Annotated in this window: 21 protein-coding genes; 7 read left to right on the top strand and 14 right to left on the bottom strand. The window is 72.8% G+C overall.

Going from position 1 to position 19918, the window contains the following annotated elements; all coding sequences use genetic code 11:
• The 10 genes from ACFWBT_RS30595 to fabG form a co-directional block, all read right to left on the bottom strand.
• The coding region (locus ACFWBT_RS30595) for an amino acid adenylation domain-containing protein (RefSeq protein ID WP_385706155.1) at positions 1-3289 on the bottom strand (3289 nt) is incomplete at its 3' end.
• Positions 3290-3454: 165 nt separating this feature from the next.
• Positions 3455-4498 carry a 2,3-diaminopropionate biosynthesis protein SbnB gene (sbnB, locus tag ACFWBT_RS30590; RefSeq protein WP_385706152.1) on the bottom strand — a complete coding sequence of 348 codons (1044 nt, stop codon included), beginning with the start codon at positions 4496-4498 and terminating at the stop codon, positions 3455-3457.
• Positions 4492-5508, bottom strand: a complete 1017-nt coding sequence (gene sbnA, locus ACFWBT_RS30585) for a 2,3-diaminopropionate biosynthesis protein SbnA (RefSeq protein WP_385706150.1) — start codon at positions 5506-5508, stop codon at positions 4492-4494. The genes sbnB and sbnA overlap by 7 nt, the downstream gene beginning before the upstream one ends.
• A 79-nt stretch (positions 5509-5587) precedes the next feature.
• Positions 5588-7033, bottom strand: coding sequence for a condensation domain-containing protein (locus tag ACFWBT_RS30580; protein ID WP_385706149.1), 1446 nt, complete (start codon positions 7031-7033; stop codon positions 5588-5590).
• Between the two features lie 2 nt (positions 7034-7035).
• Entirely contained in the window at positions 7036-7296 is a 261-nt protein-coding gene (locus ACFWBT_RS30575) for an acyl carrier protein (protein ID WP_385706147.1), read from the bottom strand.
• A 59-nt stretch (positions 7297-7355) separates the two neighbouring features.
• The gene (locus ACFWBT_RS30570; RefSeq protein WP_385706145.1) at positions 7356-8357 is read right to left on the bottom strand and encodes a beta-ketoacyl-ACP synthase III; all 1002 of its coding nucleotides are present in this window, start codon (positions 8355-8357) and stop codon (positions 7356-7358) included.
• Between the two features lie 7 nt (positions 8358-8364).
• Positions 8365-9357 carry a TauD/TfdA family dioxygenase gene (locus ACFWBT_RS30565; RefSeq protein ID WP_385706144.1) on the bottom strand — a complete coding sequence of 331 codons (993 nt, stop codon included), beginning with the start codon at positions 9355-9357 and terminating at the stop codon, positions 8365-8367.
• Positions 9358-9373: 16 nt separating this feature from the next.
• Positions 9374-10309: a TauD/TfdA family dioxygenase gene (locus tag ACFWBT_RS30560; protein WP_385706142.1), complete on the bottom strand. Its 936-nt coding sequence runs from the start codon at positions 10307-10309 to the stop codon at positions 9374-9376.
• Positions 10306-11115, bottom strand: coding sequence for a thioesterase II family protein (locus ACFWBT_RS30555; protein ID WP_385706140.1), 810 nt, complete (start codon positions 11113-11115; stop codon positions 10306-10308). Before ACFWBT_RS30555 ends, ACFWBT_RS30560 begins: the two co-directional genes overlap by 4 nt.
• Positions 11112-11828, bottom strand: coding sequence for a 3-oxoacyl-[acyl-carrier-protein] reductase (gene fabG / locus ACFWBT_RS30550; RefSeq protein ID WP_385706138.1), 717 nt, complete (start codon positions 11826-11828; stop codon positions 11112-11114). Before fabG ends, ACFWBT_RS30555 begins: the two co-directional genes overlap by 4 nt.
• Positions 11829-12044: 216 nt before the next feature.
• Here fabG and ACFWBT_RS30545 point away from each other — a divergent pair, with 216 nt between their 5' ends.
• Positions 12045-12809: a VOC family protein gene (locus ACFWBT_RS30545; RefSeq protein ID WP_385706136.1), complete on the top strand. Its 765-nt coding sequence runs from the start codon at positions 12045-12047 to the stop codon at positions 12807-12809.
• 39 nt (positions 12810-12848) lie between these two features.
• Here ACFWBT_RS30545 and ACFWBT_RS30540 read toward each other — a convergent pair whose 3' ends face one another.
• Genes ACFWBT_RS30540 through ACFWBT_RS30530 form a run of 3 tightly spaced genes read right to left on the bottom strand, consistent with a single transcriptional unit; the run spans position 12849 to position 15237 of the window.
• A complete protein-coding gene (locus tag ACFWBT_RS30540) occupies positions 12849-12992 on the bottom strand; it encodes a hypothetical protein (protein ID WP_385706134.1) in 144 nt (47 codons plus the stop codon).
• 41 nt (positions 12993-13033) lie between these two features.
• Positions 13034-13597: a MarR family winged helix-turn-helix transcriptional regulator gene (locus ACFWBT_RS30535; RefSeq protein ID WP_385706132.1), complete on the bottom strand. Its 564-nt coding sequence runs from the start codon at positions 13595-13597 to the stop codon at positions 13034-13036.
• Positions 13594-15237: an FUSC family protein gene (locus ACFWBT_RS30530; protein ID WP_385706130.1), complete on the bottom strand. Its 1644-nt coding sequence runs from the start codon at positions 15235-15237 to the stop codon at positions 13594-13596. Before ACFWBT_RS30530 ends, ACFWBT_RS30535 begins: the two co-directional genes overlap by 4 nt.
• Positions 15238-15458: 221 nt before the next feature.
• On the opposite strand from ACFWBT_RS30530, the gene ACFWBT_RS30525 reads away from it, so the two are divergent.
• The 4 genes from ACFWBT_RS30525 (at position 15459) to ACFWBT_RS30510 (ending at position 18115) form a co-directional block, all read left to right on the top strand.
• Complete coding sequence (locus tag ACFWBT_RS30525) at positions 15459-16022, top strand: DUF5134 domain-containing protein (protein ID WP_385706128.1); 564 nt, start codon at positions 15459-15461, stop codon at positions 16020-16022.
• 76 nt (positions 16023-16098) lie between these two features.
• Positions 16099-17034, top strand: a complete 936-nt coding sequence (locus tag ACFWBT_RS30520) for a M56 family metallopeptidase (RefSeq protein WP_385706126.1) — start codon at positions 16099-16101, stop codon at positions 17032-17034.
• A 140-nt stretch (positions 17035-17174) separates the two neighbouring features.
• Positions 17175-17420, top strand: coding sequence for a phosphatase PAP2 family protein (locus tag ACFWBT_RS30515; protein ID WP_385706124.1), 246 nt, complete (start codon positions 17175-17177; stop codon positions 17418-17420).
• Positions 17417-18115 (top strand): HAD family hydrolase, encoded by a 699-nt coding sequence (locus ACFWBT_RS30510; RefSeq protein WP_385706122.1) that lies wholly within the window; start codon positions 17417-17419, stop codon positions 18113-18115. Before ACFWBT_RS30515 ends, ACFWBT_RS30510 begins: the two co-directional genes overlap by 4 nt.
• Positions 18116-18320: 205 nt before the next feature.
• On the opposite strand, the gene ACFWBT_RS30505 is transcribed toward ACFWBT_RS30510, so the two are convergent.
• The gene (locus tag ACFWBT_RS30505) at positions 18321-18566 is read right to left on the bottom strand and encodes a DUF2630 family protein (protein WP_356463058.1); all 246 of its coding nucleotides are present in this window, start codon (positions 18564-18566) and stop codon (positions 18321-18323) included.
• Positions 18567-18913: 347 nt separating this feature from the next.
• Here ACFWBT_RS30505 and ACFWBT_RS30500 point away from each other — a divergent pair, with 347 nt between their 5' ends.
• The gene (locus ACFWBT_RS30500) at positions 18914-19141 is read left to right on the top strand and encodes a hypothetical protein (RefSeq protein ID WP_385706120.1); all 228 of its coding nucleotides are present in this window, start codon (positions 18914-18916) and stop codon (positions 19139-19141) included.
• 179 nt (positions 19142-19320) lie between these two features.
• Positions 19321-19918, top strand: a 598-nt coding sequence (locus ACFWBT_RS30495; protein ID WP_385706118.1) for a TetR/AcrR family transcriptional regulator, incomplete at its 3' end; no start/stop codon positions are given.

Here is a 19918-nt window from a genome sequence, read left to right as displayed (position 1 = left end):
CCTCCGGACCCACACCACGCGAACGCAACACACCCGCCAACCGGTTCGCCCGCACCTGCAGCTCCCCGAACGTCAGACGAACACCCCCCGCCTCCACCGCCACCGCGCCCGGCGACACCGCCGCACGCTCCGCGATCAACTCCGGCACCGACACCTCACCCACCGGCGCCACCGTGTCGTTCCAGGCCTTGAGGAGTCGGCGTTCCTGGACGGAGGTGATGTCGACGGCGGACAGGGAGGCGTCCGCGTTCGCCGCGACGGCTTCGAGGAGTTGCACGAAGTGGTGGGCGAGGCGCTCGACGGTGTCGTGGTCGAAGAGCGAGGTGGCGTATTCGAAGGCACCGATCAGGGAGCCGTCGGACTGGCGCCAGACGAAGAGGGTCAGGTCGGTCTTGGCCACACGCCAGGCGCCCTGGAAGGCGTCCATGAGGACGTCGTCGGCAGCCACGGAGGTGGCGCCGTCGTCCTGGAGGTCGAAGGCGACCTGGTAGAGCGGCGTGCGGGAGAGGTCACGGGTGGGCTGGAGCTCGTCCACCAGGCGCTCGAAGGGCAGTTCCTGGTGGGCGAAGCCGGCCATGACCGTGCCGCGGACGCGCTGGAGGAGTTCGGCGAAGGTCGGGTCGCCGGTCAGGTCGCAGCGCATCACCAGGGAGTTGAGGAAGAAGCCGACGGTGTTCTGGGTCTCGGGGCGGGTGCGGCCGGTGACCGGGCTGCCGATACCGAAGTCGTCCTGGCCGCTGTAGCGGCCGAGCAGCGCGCCGAAGGCGGCGAGCAGGGTCACATAGGGGGTGGCGCCGTGCCGGCGGCCGATGCCGGTGAGGGCGTCGGCGAGCGAGGCCGGCACGGAGAAGCGGACGCCGGAGCCGTGCGCGTCGCGCCGGGCGGGCCGGGGCCGGTCGGTGGGGAGCCGGAGTTCGGGCAGGCCGTCGAGGGCCTGCTTCCAGTGGTCCAGTTCTCGCGACGACGCGATGCCGTCGGCGTGTGTCGACTGCCAGGCCGCGAAGTCGGCGTACTGCACCGGGAGTTCATCGAGCCGGGGTGAACGGTCCTCGCTCGCCGCGGCGCACAGTTCGCGCAGCTCGCGGTCGAGGAGGACGGTGGACCAGCCGTCGGTGGCGATGTGATGGGTCGTCACCAGCAGGACCGGGCCGCCCTTGGGCACCCGGACCAGCAGCGCCCGCCACAGCGGGCCGTCGGTGAGGTCGAAGCCGCGGCCGAACTGCTCGCCGAACAGCCGCTCCAGGTGTGCTTCCGAGGCGTCCTCGACACGCAGTTCGACCGTCCCGGGCGCGACGACCACCTGACGGGGTTCCTCACCCTCGACCGGGTAGCGGGTGCGCAGGGACTCGTGGCGGGCCTCCAGGGCGTCGAGCGCGGCCTGCACGGCGTCGCGGGTGGTACCCGCCGGCAGCCGGAGGAAGAAGGGGGCCACCCACTCGGGGCTGCCCGGGTGCATGCGGTCCAGGAACCACAGCCGGTGCTGCCCGAAGGAGAGCGGCAGCGTCCGGTCCCGCCCGACCGGGGTCACACCGGGCACCGCGGGCCGTGCGTCCTCCAGCAGCCTCGCCTGCGCCTCCACGGTGAACGCGCCGAACAGGCCGCGGAGTTGGATGTCGTCCCCGGACGCCTTGCGCAGGGCGTCGGCAAGCCGGGTGAGGACGAGGGAGGAACCGCCGAGGGCGAAGAAGTCGTCGTGCGCGCCGACCTGTTCGATCTGGAGAAGCTGCTCCCACACCTGGGTGACGAGCCGTTCGGCGGGGGTGCGCGGGGCGACGTACTCGGCGCCGCGTGCCTGCTCCTGGACCGGGTCGGACAGGGCTCCGCGGTCCACCTTTCCGCTGCTGGTCAGCGGGAAGGCGTCCAGCGGCACGAAGACCGAGGGGATCATCGGCTCGGGCAACCGGCCGCGCAGGAAGGTGCGCAGTTCGTCCCTGGGTATGCGGCGCCCCGCCGTCACATAGGCGACGAGCCTCTTGGTGTCGCCCGCGACCCGGGCGTCGACGACCGCGCCCCGCACGTCCGGGTGGGCGTTCAACGCGGCCTCGACCTCTGCCGGTTCTATCCGGACGCCGTTGACCTTGACCTGCTGATCGGCGCGGCCGAGGAAGTCCAGGGCGCCGTCGGAACGCCAGCGCACCAGGTCCCCGGTGCGGTACATCCGGCTTCCGGGGGTGCCGTGCGGGTCGGGCAGGAAGCGCTCGGCGGTCTGTCCCGGACGGCCCGCGTAGCCGCGCGCCGTGCCGTCGCCCGCCGCGTACAGCTCCCCCACGACGCCGATCGGCACCGGGTCGAACTCGGCGTCGAGGACGTACACCCGCATGTGGTCCATCGGGCGTCCGATGGGGACCGCCTCGGTGTGCCGCTCGGGGTCGAAGAGCTGGGCGGTGACGTCGATGGAGCACTCGGTGGGCCCGTAGGTGTTCCAGACCCGGGCGCCGCCCGGTTCCGCGAGGCGGCGGCACAGTTCGGCGTCCAGCGGCTCGCCCGCCGAGCACACCAGGCGCAGGTCCGCGCAGTCCGCCCAGCGGGGCTCGGCGACCAGGAGCCGCAGCACGGACGGCACGCCCTGGAGGACGGTCACCCCCGCGTCGGCGACCGTCGCCGCGAGCAGCGCGGGGTCGGCTTCGGCCCCCGGCGGCGCCATGACGACGGTGGCGCCCGCGGCGAGCGGGGCGAACAGCTCCCAGCCGGCGGCGTCGAAGGTCAGTACGGTCTTCTGGAGCACCCGGTCCGTCGTCGTCAGCCCCTGGTTGTCCAGCGACCAGGCGACGCGCCCCGCGATGCCTCCGTGCTGCACAAGCACGCCCTTGGGGCGGCCGGTCGAGCCCGACGTGTAGGTGAGGTAGGCGGCGTGGTCCGCGCTCACCTTCGACAGGGGCGCTGTGTCGGGGAGTTCGTCGAGGAGCTCGGAGTCCAGGGCCACCACGCCACCGGGCAGGAGCTTCTCGAACGGCCCGGCATCGGCCGCGGTCGTGACGACGGCGCCCGCACCGCTGTCCGCGACCACCCAGGCCGTACGTTCCTGCGGATGCCCGGCGTCCAGCGGCACATAGGCCGCGCCCGCCTTCCAGACGCCGAGCAGTGCCGCGACCAGGTCGTGGCCGCGCGGCAGGCAGACGACGACCCGGTCCTCGGCGCCGATGCCACGGGCCGCGAGCAGCCGTGCGACGCTGTTGGCGCGCCGGTCGAGCGCTTCGTAGCTCAGCGGCCCCTGGGCGCCGTCGACCGCGACGGCGAGCGGGGTCGACACGGCCTGATGGGCGATGAGTTCGTGCAGCGGGACAGTCATCTCTGCTCCAGGGAAGGTGAACGCACGTGCGGCGGTGCGGCGGCCCTGCGCGGCAGGGGCCCGTAGGACGAAGGCGGGTGCGTGCGGCAGGAGCCGGTGTGCGCGTCGGATTCCGGTGGTGCGCGCCCGCCCGGAGGCCGGTGGTCGCGCACCGGAAGCCCGTGGTTACGCGGCGGGGGCCGGCAGAAAGTCCGTCACGTCGGTGCCCAGACCGCCGGCGCGGGCCCGGTCCCGTACGAAGCGGGCGAGCGCGAGGTCGAGGACGCCGAGTCCGAACGGCGAGTAGACGAGGGGCCTGCCCGGGCGCGGGTCGAGGCGCGCGGTGCCACGCAGCAGCGCGCCGATACTGGCGTCGATGAACTCCCGTCCGCCGGTGGCCAGTTCGGCGAGGTGCACGGAGGTGTTCTCGCGGCAGACGTGGTCCGGGTCGTCGACGACGTTGTGGGCTTCGAGCACGGCGCTCGTGGTCAGGTCGCGCAGCGAGACGTGCAGCACCACGGTGCCGGGCGGGCAGGCGTCGAGTCCGGTGTGCGGGGTCGCGGCGGTGGTGGCGATGGACACCAGGTCGTGGGCGGCCAGCGCGTCGTCGAGCGAGTCGCAGTGGCGGACGGCGGCGGACGGCAGCAGCCGCGCGTTGTCCTCGGTGAACCTCCGGGCGCGCTCCGGGTCGGTGTCGTACACGGTGAGCCGGTCGAGTCCGGGATGTTCGACGCCGAGGAAGCGCAGTACCTCGCAGTTGATGACGCCGCAGCCGATGAGGGTGATCCCGGAGGGCCTGCGGCCGCCGAGCAGCATGCGGGCGCCGACGGCCGCCGACGCGGCGGTGCGCCGGGCGGAGATCAGGGAGCCTTCGATGAGCGCCTCGGGCTGTCCGTTGCGCAGCGAGTTGAGCAGGATGGCGGCGCTGGCCCGTTGGACTCCGTCGGCGATGTTGCCGGGGAAGGAGGCGATCCACTTCATGCCGGCGATCCCGTCTTCGCCCGCGTCCGTGCCTGTGCCGGCACCCCGCTCCCCCACGCTGCCGCCGAGGTAGCCCGGCAGACCGATGATCCGGTCCCGGGGCCGGTCGGGGAAACGCAGGAAGACGGAGTGCGGCAGGCTGGTGCGGCCCTCGTCGTGGCGCCGGTAGGCGTCGGCGACGAGGTCGATGACCTCCTTCTCGCGGTCCTGGAGGAGCCCCGCGACCGTCTGGTGGCCGATGATCAGCATGTTCCCACCGCCATGGTGTGCTCCGGTTCCTTCCACAGGTGGCTCACCTCGCCGAACTGGCGGCGCACCCATTCGTCGTCGTAGATCGTGTCGAGGTAGCGGTCGCCGCGGTCCGGGAAGATCAGCACGCAGGTGCTGCCGGCCGGGACGCGGTCCGCGAACCTGCGCAGCGCGGCCGTGACGGCGCCGGACGAGCCGCCCGCGAGGATGGCCTCGCGCCGGGTCAGGGTCCGGCAGCCGACCACGCAGTCGAGGTCGGAGACCAGCACCACCTCGTCGGCGAGCGTCGGGTCGAAGAGAGCGGGGCGGACCGCCGCGCCGTGTCCGGGCAGCAGCCGGGGTCCCGGCGGTCCGCCGAACAGCACGCTGCCGAGGGCGTCCACGCCGATCAGCGTCGTGGGCAGGCCGTGGTCGCGGATGTACTCGGCGCAGCCGCGCAGGGTGCCGCCGGTGCCGGTGGCACAGAACAGGTAGTCGACCTGGTCGTCGAGCGCCTCGGCGATCTCCCGCATGGTGCGGGTGTGGGCCCGTGGGTTGAGCGGATTGGCGTACTGGTTGGGCCAGTAGGCGCCGGGTGTCGCGGCCACCAGTTCCCGGACCCGGGCGAGCCGGGCCGGGAGGTAGGCGCCGGTGTCCGGGTCGGGTTCGGTGACCATGTCGACGGTGACCTGGTAGGCGCGCAGGATCGCCAGGTTCTGCCGGGTGGTCTTGGGGTCGACGACACAGATGAAGTCGATCCCGTAGTAGCGGCAGATCTGGGCGATGCCGATGGCCAGGTTGCCGGAGCTGGACTCCACGACCGTGGACCGGCCGGGGATCAGTTCGCCGCCCCGGATCCGGCCCAGCAGCATGGACAGCGCGGACCGGTCCTTGACGCTGCCGCCGGGGTTGAACCCTTCGAGCTTGGCGAGGACTCGGGAGGGAAAGCGGGGCAGCAGGCCGCCGAGCTCCACCAGATGTGTGTCGCCGATGGCGTCGAGGATGCCGTCGAGCACCGGTCGTGGCGTCATGGCCGCGGACTCCTGCCGGGGTCGTGGTCGGTCGCGGGGTGCCGTTCGGGGCGGGTCTGCCGGTGCTCCGGGCGGTCGTTCACGAAGAGCCGCCGGAGCCGCCGAGGGCGAGCAGGGCCCGGCGTTCGGCGTCGTCGGTCAGCGGGATGCGGGAGACGCGCTGGTCCGGGTCGTCCGCGGCCGCTTCGAGGAACCGCACGAAGAGATCGAACAGCCTCTCGATCGTGACCTGTTCGAAGAGGTCGGTGTCGTAGCGCAGGGCCACCGTCAGGCCGTACACATCGCGGGTGATCTCCAGCGAGAGGTCGCACTGGCCTTCCAGATGCGGGATCTCCATGTACGTCGTCTCGATGCCGGCCACGTCCATCGGCTCGCCCGAAGCGGCGCCGCCCATGCCGGATCCGAACCGGTCGGTGGAGACCATCGTCACGGAGATCCGGTACAGCGGACCTTCCGTGCTCGCGTCACGGGCGACCAGCGGGTACGGATAGGAGACACGGGCGGTGGCCTGCCGGACCCGGTCGGCGGCCTGGGCCATCGCGTCCGCGAGCGTGGTCTGCCGGTCGAACCGGGCGCGGATGAGCACCGGGTTGACGAAGTAGCCGACGACCTGGGCCGCGGAGGAGCGACGGGTGGACGCGGGGCAGGCGAGCAGGAAGTCGCGCTGGCCGCCCCAGCGGTGCAGCAGTGCCTGGAAGGCGCCGAGGGTGAGGGCGAACGGGGAGACCCCGCGGCTCGCGGCGGTGCGCAGGACCTTGTCGGAGAGCCGGTCGGGCAGCCGGCGCAGCAGAGTCGCGCCCGACTGCGAGGAGACGGCGGGGCGGGGCCGGTCGGTGGGGAGTTCGGCGGCGCGGGCTCCGGCGGCCTCCTCCTGCCAGAACTCCGCCTGCCGCTTGCCCCGCGAGGACTCCAGGAGCAGTTGCTCCCGTTCGACGGAGTCGTCGTAGGTGACGGGAAGGGGTTCCCAACCGGGGTGCCCGGCTCCGGTCGCGAAGGCCTCGTAGGCCTGGAGGAGGTCGCGCCACAGGAGCCACTGCGAGAAGGCGTCGGTCGCGATGTGGTGGGTGACGACGAGTGCCACCGCGTCGCCGCGCCGGCGCAGCAGTACGGCACGGAAGGGTCCCTCGGTGTCCAGCCGGAACGGCCTTCGTACCTCGGCCTTCACCAGCTCGTCGAGCTCCTCGTCCGAGGCGTCGGGGATCTCATGGACCGTCAACTCGCCCAGGGCGCCGCCTTCCTGGACGACTCGGCAGGGCTGGCCGTCGGTCTCCGTGTAGAGGGAGCGCAACATGGGGTGACGGTCCGTCAGCGCGTGGACCGCGCGGGCGAGGATCGCGGGGTCCGGCGCGGGCCTCATCCGGGCGCCGCCGGCCAGGTTGTACGTCGCGCTGTCGGGGGTCAGGCGCTGGAGGAGCCAGAGGCCCTCCTGCCCGACGGACAGCGGGAGTCGGGTGTCGAGGACGGGTTCGGCCGTCGGCGTTCCGTGGGCGGATTGCGTCGCCGACCCCCCGTGGTCGAGTCGCACGGTCAGACCTCCGCCTTCGCCGTGGTGAGGAAGGCGACGACGTCGCGCACCCGCAGCAGGTCGGCGACCGTCTCGTCCGGCACCGAGAGGCTGTAGGTCTTCTCTACGGCGGCCAGCAGGTCGACCCGGGTGAGCGAGTCCATGCCCATCTCCTCGAAGCTGGAGTCGGCGTCGATGTCGCCCTCCAGGTCGGGGGCGGTGCGCTTGACGAGTGCGATGACCTCGGCGGTCAGGACATCGGTGGTGGGCTCGTGCGTGGTCATATGAGGTTCCGTCTCTGTGGAGGTGTTCGGTGGTGCCGGGTAAGTCGAGGAAGGGCCGGTCAGGGCATGCGGACGACTTGTCCGGCGTAGGTGAGTCCGGCGCCGAAGCCGAGCAGCAGGACGTGCTCGCCCGGCGTGGAGCGGCCGCTGTCGTAGAGGCGGCTGAGCGCGAGCGGCACCGAGGCGGCGGAGGTGTTGCCGGTGTCGACGACGTCGTTGACGACGCGCTCGGGCGGCAGTTCCAGCTCGCGGGTGAGGGTCTTGATGATGCGGTTGTTGGCCTGGTGGGGCACGAACCAGTCGATGTCGGCCATGGTGATCCCGGCGGCCGCGCAGGCCCGGTGGGCGACGTCGGGCATGGTGGCGGTCGACCACTTGTAGACCAGGGGCCCGTTCATGGCGACGTACTCGCGTCCGTCAGGCCGCTCGGTCAGGCCGAGGACGCTGTGCCGGGCGCCGTCGCTCCCCCAGACGGCGGGGCCTATGCCGGTGCGGTCGGAGCGCGAGACGACGGCGGCGCCGGCTCCGTCGCCGAAGATGACGAAGGTGTCGGGGTCGTTCGGGTCGATCCAGTCGCTGGTGCGCTCGGCGCCGACCACCAGGACGTGCCGCGCCTCACCGAGCCGCACCGCGTTGGAGGCCATCGCCATCGCGTAGGTGAAGCCCGCGCACACCGCGTTCAGGTCGTAGGCGCCCGAGTTGGGCAGTCCGATACGGCTGGCCACTTCCGGGGCGATGCCGGGCATACGACGCTTGCGGGTCGCGGTGGCGACGACGGTCAGGTCGACCTCGGCCGGGTCGATGTCGGCCATCACGAGGGCCTTCTCGCCCGCGGCGACGGACATGGTGACCAGGTCCTCGGCCTCGCTCGCGTGGTGCCGGGTCTTGATGCCGGTGCGCTGTTCGATCCACTCCGGGGAGACCGTCGTCCGCGGGGACAGCTCCTCGTTGGAGAGCAGCCGCGCGGGCCGGTAGGCGGCGATGCCGGTGATCCGGGATCCGTGGGTCGGCGGGGTCAGATAGGTGTCCAACGGGGCTTTCCTCAGCTCGGGTTGTGACATGACGTCCTCAACTCCCTTCGTCCGAACGGGTGTCGGTGGGTTCGGCCATGGCCACGGCGATCCGCCGGGGCCCGGTGAACGGCTCGCGCGCGTGCGCGGTGAGCATGTTGTCGACGATCAGCACGTCGTCGCGCTGCCAGTCGAAGCGCACGGAGTTGGCCCGGTAGACGGCGCGCAGATGGTCCGTCACCTCGTCCGGGACGGCTCCCCCGTCGCCGTAGTACGTGTTCGTGGGCAGGTCCTCCTCGGGGAAGATCGCGCGCAGGCCCGCTCCGACCTCGGCGGCGACCGTGCTGACGTGGAAGAAGGTGGCGTGGTTGAACCAGACGCGTTCGCCGGTCACCGGGTGGCGGTGCACGGTCGCGCGGTGCGCGGTGGTGCGCAGCCCGCCGTCGGGCCGCCACTCGGCGACGATGTCCCGCTCCTTGCAGTACGCGATCACGGCGTCCGGGTCGGTGGTGTCGAACGCCTCCTGCCAGGGCACGCCGAAGCCGGTGTGGAAGTTGCGCACGACCTGCCAGCCGCGCCGCTCGAACTCCTCGCGCACCTCGGCGTCGAGGCCCGCGAGGACCCGACGGGTGTCGGCGAGCGGGGTCGCGCCCTGGGTGACGGGCGGCTCCGCGCAGTAGAAGTAGAGGGTGCCGGGCCATACGGCCTGGTAGGAGTTCTCGTTGTGCAGGAAGATCTCCTCGGCCGGCGGGTAGTCGGTCGAGGTGTAGACCTGGCCCTTGATGGTGCTGCGGGGTGAGGAGCGCTCGGCGTAGGCCAGGGGCGGGGTGCCGGAGAAGGCGCGTACGACGGCGTCGAAGCCGTCGACTCCGCCGACGGCGTAGCCCCGCAGCAGGAGCGCGCCCCGCTCGGTCAGGGACTGCCGAAGCCCGGCGCGGTGCCGCCGGATGTCGTCGAGGACGGACGCGCCGTCGCCCGCCGCGCTGTACAGCGCGGGTGCGGTGCCGGTGCCGGCCCAGCCGGGCAGCGGTTTCTGGTCCGGGGTCGTCATGTCGTCGTCCCCCGGCTCAGTCGGACATCGCGACGAGGACCCGGCGGTCGCCGGTGAACGGCCGCCGTCCGTGCGCCAGCAGGACGTTGTCGATGAGCAGCAGGTCGCCGCGGTCCCAGTCGACGTCGACGGCGACGGCCAGACCCCGGTCCCGGATCTGGGTGACGTACGCGGCGGGGATGGGGCTCCCGTCGGCGAACCGCACCATCTGCGGCAGCTCGTCCTCGGGGAGGATCGCGGCGAGTTCGGCGGCGGTGTCGTCGCCGAGCCCCGCCGGGTGCCACTGGTCGGCCTGGTTGAACCAGACCTCGGCGCCGGTCACCGGGTGCCGGATGGTGGACGGGCGGACCGACTCGACGCGCAGGCCACCGTCGCGGCGCCAGGTCCACTCGGCGCCGCTGCCGGACAGGAACTCCTCGACCTCGTCGCGTTCCTTGGTCTCGAAGGTGTCCTGCCAGCTCTTGCCGAGGCCGTACCCGTCGTGCAGGTTCTGGAGGTAGCGCACGCCGCCCGCGAAGGCCTCGCGCACCTCGTCGTCGAGCGTGGCCAGCCAGCGGGCGGCGTCGGAGACGGGGGTCGCGCCTCCGCCGCCGGGCTTCACCTCGCAGTAGAAGGCGAGCCGGGTCGGCCAGGCGTGCGCGTAGCTCATCTCGTTGTGCATCGAGATGGTGTACTCCCGCGGGTACTCCGTCGACGTGTACACGTTTCCGCCGACCTTGGTGCGCGGCGAGTTGCCGTGGACGTACGCCAGGCGGTGCGGCAGCAGCCGGTCGAACGCCGCGTCGAGCGTCTCGGGTTTGATGCCGAAGCCGCGGAGGACCAGGCCCTTCTCGCGGACCAGGAGGTCGTCCAGGCCGGGGTTGAGGGTGTCCAGCCGGGCGAGCAGTTCGTCGGCGCCGTCGCCGTCCTCGGCCGTGATCTCCAGCGGTGCCCAGGTCTCGGTGTTGGTCATGGAGCTGTCCTCGCGGTCGTGGCCGCCGGTCGTGCGGCCTGGCGGGCGGATGCGGTGAGCCCCTGCGGCGGTGCGGCGAGCCGCGCGGCGATGTCCGCGGTCAGCTCGGCCTCCCGCGGGGCCAGATAGAAGTGGTCGCCGGGGAAGGTCCGCAGGTGGAAGCCACCGGTGGTCAGGTCGGCCCAGGCGGTCACGCTTCGGACGTCGCAGCCCGGATCGGCGGCACCGACGTACGCGGTGACCGGGGCCCGGAGCGTGGGCGGATTCCTCGGTGCGTAGGTCTCGATGAGGCGGTAGTCGTCGCGCAGCACGGGCAGCAGCAGTTCGCGCAGTTCGGGGACGCCGTACGGGTCGCCGCCCAGGGTGCCGAGCCGTCGTACGGAGGCGAGCAGGACGTCGTCGGCCGCGCGGTGCAGGGTGGTGCGGGGCGCGCGGTGCGGGGCGTTGCGCGCGGAGAGGAACACGTGACGGGGCCCGGGACCGGTCTTCTCCAGTCGGGCCGCGACCTCGTACGCCACCGCGGCGCCCATGCTGTGCCCGAACAGCGCGAGCGGCACGTCCCGGTAGCCGGAGAGGGCCGCGGCGATCGGGTCGGCGAGCTCCTCCATCGACGTGGCGCACGGCTCGGCCATCCGCTCCTGGCGCCCGGGGTAGCGCACGGCGAGCAGTTCGACGTCGCCGGGCAGCCGGTGCGGCCAGCCGTGGAAGAGCTGCGCGTTCCCTCCGGCGTGCGGAAGACACACCAGGCGGACGCGCGGAGAACGCGCCGCCGGATAGCGGCGGAACCACGGGGCGTCGGAGGTCACAGCGCCATGCCTCCGTCGACGCGCAGCACCTGTCCGGTGATGTAGGCGGCCTTCGGGGAGACCAGGAAGGAGACCAGGTCGGCGACCTCGCGGGGCTGTCCGAACCGCCCCAGCGGGATGCGGGTGAGCGCCCCCTCGACGACGCTGTCGGGCAGCCCCGCGACCATCTCGGTCTCGATGAAGCCGGGTGCGACGGCGTTGGCCCGTATCCCGTAGCGCCCGGCCTCCTTGGCCAGCGACTGGGTGAGGCCGATGATCCCCGCCTTGGACGCGGAGTAGTTGGCCTGGCCCGCGTTGCCCGCCACCCCGGCGACCGAGGAGAGGGTGACGACGGCTCCGGCCCGCTCGCGGATCATCGGCCGGATCACCGAGCGCAGCAGATGGTAGGTGCCGCTCAGATTGGTACTCAGGACGGAGTGCCAGTCCTCGTCCCCCATGAGAGCGAGGGGCCGGTCCCGGGTGATGCCCGCCGAGGCGACGACCGCGTCGGGCGTGCCGAGCTCCGTCTCCACGGCGGAGACGAACTCCTGCACCTCCTCGCGGACGGCTACGTCGACCCTGCGGGCCAGCGCCCTGCTGCCCCCGTCCTCGATCTCCTTCGCCACGAGTTGCGCCGCCGCCTCGTCCGACCGGTAGCAGATCGCCACGTCGAAACCGTCCTGCGCCAGCCGTACGGCGACCGAGCGTCCGATGCCCCGCGACCCGCCGGTCACCACCGCAACTCCTGTCGCGCTCCCGTCCCGCCCCATGTCCGAGCCCCCTCATTCGTTCGAGTGAGTCGAGCGTGGGTTCGGTCGCTATATGGGGCCTATACGGTGTCCAGCACGGCGGCGGGCGGGCGGTGACCGCCTGCCGGACGCGGCGTCCGGTTGGCCGGTGCTCCATGGCGGGCTTAGCGTGCTGAGGGGGCTCGCTGCGGAAGGAACCTCATGAAGCTCGACAGGCCGGTGACCGGCGGACCCTGCTGGACGGAGCTCGGCACCAGCGATCTGGAGGGTGCCAAGGGCTTCTACGCCGATCTGTTCGGCTGGCGTCCGGAGACGGACCCGCGTCAGGAGGCGGGCGGGTACACGGTCGCGCACATCGGGGACGCGGCCGTCGCGGCCATCTCCCCGCTCTACCAGGAGTCGCAGCCGGTCGCCTGGAACGTGTCGTTCGCCGTCGACGACGCGGACGCGGCAGCGGAGGCCGTGCGGGCCGCCGGCGGGACGATCGTCCTCGCCCCGATGGACGTGCTCGACGTGGGCCGGTTCGCGGTCGCCTTCGACCCGGGCGGCGCCGCCTTCCAGCTGTGGCAGGCACGAGCCTTCCCCGGTGCGGGGCTGTTCAACGCGCCGGGCGCGCTCGGCTGGGTGGAGCTCCTGACCCGGGCTCCGGACCGGGTGACGGAGTTCTACACAACGGTGTTCGGCTGGACCGTGAGCGCGTCGGAGAGCTATCCGCAGTGGGGAATCGACGGTGCCGATTTCGGCGGCATGGTCACGATGGACGAGAACTTCCCCCACGAGGTCCCCTCGCACTGGCTGCCCTATTTCGCCGTCGAGGACGTGGACGCCACGGCGAACGCGGTCCTCATGGCCGACGGCCACCTGCTGATGGAACCCATGTCGCAAGGCCCCGGCCGACGCATCGCCGTCGCGCGGGATCGGCAGGGCGCGGCCTTCGGGATCTACGCGTCGACCGGGGACGAATGACGCGCGAGCCGCTGTCGCGGAAGGTGTGCCGAAGGGACGTCAGGCGACCGGCGTCACCGTCACCCGGTCGATGACGGGGGCGTGGGCACCGCGGTGCCGGTCCGGGTGGGGACGGGTGCCGTCGCGGTTGGGCAGGGCGTCGGCGGTGAAGGTCGGGGTGTCGGGGCCCTCGTCCAGGGTCACGGGGACGGTGAGCTCGCAGAAGGCGTCGAGCCGGGGTGGCGTCAGGCGCGCGGCAGCCTCAGCCGGCCTTCCAGCTGCCCGAGCAACTCGCCCAGAAGTCCGGCAAGTTCACGCTGGTGGTCGCGGTCGACCCCGGACAGGACCTTCGTCTCGTAGGCGAGTTGATCGGGGAGGACGTCGTCGACCAGTTCGCGTCCCGCGTCGGTCAGCCGGACGTGCGCGACGCGGCGGTCACGGGTGTCACCGCGCCGCTCGACCAGACCGCGCTCGGTCAGCTGCTTGAGCCGCTTGGTGACGGCGGCACCCGAGGAGAAGGTCTCGCGGGCGATCTCGCTCGGGGTCAGCTCGTGCCCGGTGCGGCGCAGCGTCCCGAGCACGTCGAACTCGGGGCGGGTGAGCCCGGCCCGGCGCAGCGGCGCGTCCTCGGCCTGCTGAAGGAGCGCGGCACAGCGGTTGACCCGTCCGATGACCTCCATGGGCCCGGTGTCGAGATCCGGCCGTACGGTCTCCCACTGGCGCACCACGGCCGCCACCGTGTCGGCGGGCACCGCCCGGTCCGTCGCCGGGTCGCCGTCCGCCGCGCTCCGCCCGTCCGCTGTCGTCATGCCTGTGCGCCCTCCGAGCAGTGCAGTCCCTGACGTCGTACCGTCGCCGCGAGCGTACGGTGTCCGGCCTGTTCGGCCCGCATCACCCGCTCCTCCGGCAGGGCGCGTTGCCACCATTCGCCGGCCGCGGCGTCCGCGGCGGACCGCAGGTCCACGACGGCGGCGGACAGACCGCGTCGGGCGGCCTCCAGGGCGCCGGGCTCCGGGCGTTTCTCGGCCAGCAGTCCGGCGGCGTGTTCCCGGGCGCGCTCCACCGTGGAGAGCGCGCCTTCGATGCGGTCGCCGGCCCGCCGGTTGGTGACGGCGATGGCGGCGGCGAAGCCGACCAGTGCGCCCACGAGGGTGTCCAGGACCCGGTCGGTGATCAGTTCTCCGGGCTGCTGGGAGCGCGCGAACTCGGTGATCAGCAGGGCCATGGGGGTGACACAGACGCTGCCGAGCCAGTAGTTGCGGCCGATCAGCGCCTCGGCGCCGAAGTTCAGGGCGAGGCAGCACAGGACGAGGGCCGCCTGGCCGACATGGGCGAGCGGGGCGAGGGCGGCGAAGGCCAGCACACCGAGGAGGTTGCCGACCACGCGCTGGACACCCCGGCTCCAGGTCAGGGTGACGTTGGCCTGATAGAGGGAGGCTGCGGTGACCAGCGCCCAGTAGGGGCGGCCTACGCCGAGGGCGAGCGAGACGTAACCGGCGAGGGCGCAGCCGAGCGCGGTGCGCAGGGCGATGGGGGCGAGCGGGCCCAGGCGGCAGAGAAGCGACTGTTCCGTGGAGGCGAGCGCGGCCTCGACGCCGAGCAGTTCGTCGGCGGCGTCCCCGAGGCCGTCGGGGCGCGGGGCGGGTCCGGTGCCGGCCAGGTCGCGGGCCCAGCCGCGCAACCGCTCGGGGTCCGTCTCGGAGGGTGCGGCGATCGCCACCTCGGCCCGTACGACGAGTCGCTCGAGGGCGCGCCGGGGCGCGGAGCGGGCTCCCGTGGACAGCAGCGACTGCCAGGCGGCGTGCACGGCGGCGGCCCCGGTGGCCCGCGCACGGGGGTCGTCCGGCGCCCCGGCGGACACCGCCGCGGCGTTCAGCGCGTGTGCGGTGGCACGCCGCTCCGGGCCGTGCGGGCGGACGAGACCGGGGGCCATGCCGACGATCCACGCCCAGGCGCCCGCCGCCGCGCCCAGCGCGAGATGGCCCGGCACCTGACCGAGGCTCTGCGGTACGAACAGGGACGCCGAGGAGATGAAGGCGAGGACCACGTGCCCGGGCGGGCCGATGCGCGTGGCGTCGCACAGGGCCTTCTGGGCGGCGGCCAGCAGCGCGCCGACGGTGACCAGCGCGACGGCGTTCGTGGTGAGCGAGGCCGTGATCAGGGCGACGCCGAGCCCGGTGAGCATTCCGACCACGACCCGGGCGAGGGCGCGGGCCCGGGCGGCGTAGGGACGATTGTGGGCGTAGAGCGCGCAGAGCGACCCGGCCATGGTGTACATCGCCAGGTCCAGCCGGCCGAGCGCCAGCAGCGTCAGATTCGGCGGGGCGACCGCGACGACGACGCTCAGGGCGGGCTTGAACCAGATGTCGGAGGGCCTGCCGAGGCGCAGCACACCGGCCAGCGGAAGGCGGCGTGCACGCGAGGGGACGGAACGGGTCGCACTGCTCATGGCTCTGACCTTAGCAGGTGTTTTACCTGTAAAACATTTTCCTCGCCATCGCTCCCACCTGCGGTGCACTCCCGCACGCTCCCCCGCGTACACCCTTGCGCTCGTATGCGCACCGACCGCCCGGGGCATGCCCTGACCGACTGGTCGATGTCCGGCGCCGCCCGACCCGCACCGCCCGCCCGGCATCGCGTCTCCGACATCGTCGAACGGGGAGGTGCGCGGTGCACGGACCGGCTTCGCCCGGCTGGCTGCTCGTCGCGCTGTGCGCGGCGACCGGGGCCTACTGCCTGCTGCGGATGCGCAGCCCGGTCGAGGAGCAGCGCCGCACCGCGGGCGGCGAGGCGCTCATGGGGTTCGGCATGGCCGCGATGGCCGTACCCGCGGCCGTGGCGTCCCCGCCGCGCTGGGTCTGGCTCACCTGCGCGGTCGTCTTCGGGGTCACCGCGCTGCGCGCGCTCTGGACGGCCCGCAGCAGCCGGCACCATCTGCACCATCTGATGGGGGCCTTCGCGATGGTGTACATGGCGGCCGTGATGACCGCCTCCCCGGCGCACCACGTCCACGGCAGCGCCGGCGTCCCCGTCCTCACCGGAGTACTCCTGCTCTACTTCACCGGCTACGTACTGCGCTCGGGTGTCCGCCTGCTGCCCCTGGCCGTCGCGTCGGGGACCGTCGCCTCGGGCGGGGGACCGCGCGCCGTCGGCTGGGGCGACCGCCCCGAACTCTCCCAGGCCTGCCGCCTGTCGATGGGAATCTCGATGCTGGCGATGCTGGTCACGCTCTGATCCGAAGCCGTGGCGTACGTCACTTGGCGTCGCCGCCCGTATCCAGCGGCGACGCCCCGCTCATAGGCTTCGGCCCATGATGGTCCCCGCGGCACTGTTGCTGCTCGGCGCCCTGGCCGCCGTGGTCGCTCCGCGACTGCTCGCCCGTGCGGACTGGCCGGACCGGGAACCGGTGGTCGCCCTGTGGGTGTGGCAATGCGTCGTGGCGGGCGTTCTGCTGTGCTGCGCCCTGTCGATGACGCTGAGCGCGTCCGCCGCCTGGGCGGTCGTGCGCGGCCATGTCTTCGGCGGAGCACCGGCGTCGGTCGTGGACGCCTACGCGCTGAGCGCGGGAAGCCCCTGGGCGGCGACCACCGCCGTGGCGCTCGCGTGCGGTGGCGCCTGGACAGCGGCGATGCTGGCCCGCGAGATCACCCGGGCGCGGGTGCGCCGTCGGCGGAGCCGGTCCGAACTCCTGGTGCGCTCCCCGCTGTTGCTTGGCGAGGAGCCCGAAGCCGATCGTCTGGTCGTCCTCGAGGGCGAGCGCCCCGACGCCTGGTGGCTGCCCGGCGCGGCTCCCCAACTGGTCATCACCACCGCCGCGTTGCGTCGTCTCAAGGGGCGCCAACTGGACGCCGTGCTCGCCCATGAGCAGGGGCACGCGCGGGCCCGGCACGACTGGCTGCTGCACTGTTCGGCCGCGCTGGCCAACGGATTCCCCCAGGTGCCCGTCTTCGCCGCGTTCCGCGACGAGATGCACCGGCTCGTCGAACTCGCCGCCGACGACGTGGCGTCGCACCGCTTCGGCCGGCTCACGATCGCGCTGGCGCTCGTCGAACTCAACGAGGACCGGGGCGTGTTCGGACCCTGCCCGACCCCGGGCGCGCATGTCCCGCAGCGGGTCGACCGCCTCCTCACTCCCCGGCACCGGCTCACCGCGGTCCGCCGGCTGCAACTGACGGCGGCTGCCGCGCTGGTGCCGGTGGTCCCGGTCCTGGTGGCGTTCGTGCCGGGGTTGCGAGCGCTGGGCTAGCCGTTGCGGCGCCGGTGTCGGGCGCCTGCGCCTCCGTGGGCGGACCGGAGCCGCGCGACGGTGGCCGCGGGTGCGTGGGGCCGGCCGCCCAGGGGCCTCTGCGCGGCGGCGATCAGTCTCGCGCGTATCGGGTCGGCCAGGTGCTGTGGCTGCTGCGCCTGTACGACGCGGGGCGCGCCCCGCGTCGTACGGCACTGGCCGTCGTGAGCGCCGTGGGGGTCGGACCGACCCGTGTCTGGCTCGGCGTCCACTGGGTGTCCGACGTCGTGTGCGGCTGGCTCATCGGTGCCCTGATCGTCGCCCTGTCGGTGGCGGCATACGGACGGTGGGGCGACGGAGGCCGCCTTGACCGGCACCGGCCGCGCCGCGAAGGATTGCCCTCATGACGATCAAGGGCGTGCTCTTCGACTTCTCCGGAACCCTCTTCCGCGTCGAGCCCGCCGAAGCATGGCTGCGCGCGGTGCTCGCGGAGACCGGTCACACGCTCCCGGAGCGGGAGTTGGCCCGGACGGCGCGGGAGCTGGAGTCGGCGGGCGCGCTCCCGGGCGGTGCCCACCCGGACCGGCCGGTGCCCGCGCACCTCGCGGCGCCATGGGAGGTCCGCGACCGCAGCGCCGAGGAGCACAGGGCGGCGTTCACCGGTCTCTCCCGGCAGGTGCCGCTGCCCGATCCCGGTCTGCACGACACCCTCTACGACCGCCATATGACGCCCGCCGCCTGGGAGCCCTATCCCGACGCCGCCGAAGTGCTCGGCGCCCTGCGCGAGCGGGGCCTCGCGGTAGGGGTGGTCAGCAATATCGGCTGGGACCTGCGGCCCGTCTTCCGCGAGCACGGTCTCGACCCGTACGTCGGTACGTACGTCCTGTCGTACAAGCACGGCATCCAGAAGCCGGATCCGCGGCTCTTCGCGATCGCCTGCACCGAACTCGGCGTCGCTCCCGCGGACGCCCTGATGGTCGGCGACGACCGGCGGGCGGACGGCGGTGCGGCGGCCCTGGGGTGCGCGGTGCACTTCGTGGACCATCTGCCGGTGGCGGATCGCCCGGACGGCCTGCGGCCGGTTCTCGGCCTGGCGGACTGACACACCGGGCCAGGGTCCCAGGAGAGGGCGGGCAGCTGGTGGGCCTCGCCCAGGTGCGACACCGGGTGCGGGCCTGTCCGCCGAAGGCCTTCACAAGACGCGGCCCGCTGGGCGCGCGGCACGGGCCGCCGGCTCCGCACCGGGCGCGGGCCCCGGCGGCGCGCCCGGCGGCCCTCGCGACACGCGAGCCGGGAGACTCCCGGCGTCAGCTCTGGTAGCCCTCGACCTGCGACGACGGACGCACCTGTGCCTCGTCCGGGTTCTCGCCGAACTCGGACTTCGCGCGCCGCTGGCGCAGCAGGTCCCAGCACTGGTCGAGATCGCGCTCCAGTTGTCCGAGCCGCGCGTGCTCCGTGGCGCCGTCGATCCGCCCGGCCGCCAGCGCGTCGCGCAGCCGCCGCTCGTCGTCCACCATCGCCGTGATCCTGGCCAGGATCTGCTCTTGATCCATGTCCGTAATCCTCCTCAGGGCTCCAGGCCACTCTAAAGAGGACTCGGGGCCTCTGCGAGTGATGGGGAGCGGCCCCGGCGACCGTCCGCGCGGCCGTGCGTCCGGTCCGGGGCGATCTTCCGCACCGCCCCGGCCGGCGAGGTCGGCATACGAACGCCCACGTCAGCCCGGGAACGGCTGTTCGCGCTCCGAGATCACAACGCGCCAGGCATCTCGACGTGGAACGGCTGGCTTTTGGTCCCAAACGACCCGGTCCGGTCAAGAGAGGATCAAGAGAGTGCAATGGGCCCCAAATGCGTTGGCCAAGGCTAAGTTGGCGCCCCCGCCGCACAGTTCCGAGGTCCGCTATGAAGACAGCGTTCTGGATTCTCCTCGCCAGCCTGCTCACGTACGTCACCGCCGCCGCCCTGTACAACGCGGCTCGCAGCCACGACCGGGAGACCCTCGTCGGCAACGTGCTGCTGAGCCTGTCGGTCGGCTGGTACATGGTCACCAGTTGGTGGCGCGTCCACCTTGCGACGTACCGGCGCCCGCTTCACGGGGAGGCGGGCGCGGAGCGGGAGGCCGGTTCATGAACCCGTGGCCGACAGGCGACCGGACAGCACTCCCCGGACGCGCGCCGCCGCGCGCCGACCTGAGGCGATCCCCCGCGTCGCCCCAGGTCGGCGGCAGCCCAGGACCGACCCGCGGAGGGCCTTGGTCCGGACGCGTTGAGTATAGTTGGCTGGCAGCCAGTCAACGCAGGAGTTACAGCATGTCCCCGCGAAGCGCCTCGGTCAATGAAGAGTTGCGGCGGCGTTCCCGGGAACGGCTGCTGCAGGCCGCGGTGGAGCTGGTGAGCGAGCGCGGTTACGACGCCACGACGCTCGGGGACATCGCGGATCGCGCGGGATCGGCGCGCGGACTCGTGTCGTACTACTTCCCCGGCAAACGACAGCTCCTCCAGTCCGCGGTGCACCGGCTGATGCACCGCACGCTGGAGGAGGCTCTCGAACGCGAGCCGCGCACCGAGGACGGCAGGGAGCGGATGGCGCGGGCCATCGACGCGATCCTGGGCATCGCCCAGGATCAGCCGGTGCTGATGCGGCAGCACATGGCCGGACTGCTCCAGGCCGAGGGGTTCCTGCAGTGCCCCGAGCAGCGGCGGCTCTCCGAACTGCTCGGCGACACCGTCGCACGGTACGGCTCGCAGCAGGTCACGAGCGACTACCCGATGCTGCGCGCTCTGCTCATGGGCGCGGTGTACGCGGCACTGGTCCCGGGGGTGCCGATGAACATTCCGGTGCTGCGGGCCGAGCTGTTCAAGCGGTACCGGCTGGACTGGGAGATGGGGGTGCCGCCGGACGCCGAGG

The sequence above is a fragment of the Streptomyces sp. NPDC060027 genome, assembly GCF_042737005.1.
Lineage (GTDB): Bacteria > Actinomycetota > Actinomycetes > Streptomycetales > Streptomycetaceae > Streptomyces.
Note: the sequence above shows the minus strand (reverse complement) of the source record. Positions and strands in the feature narration are given on the sequence as shown.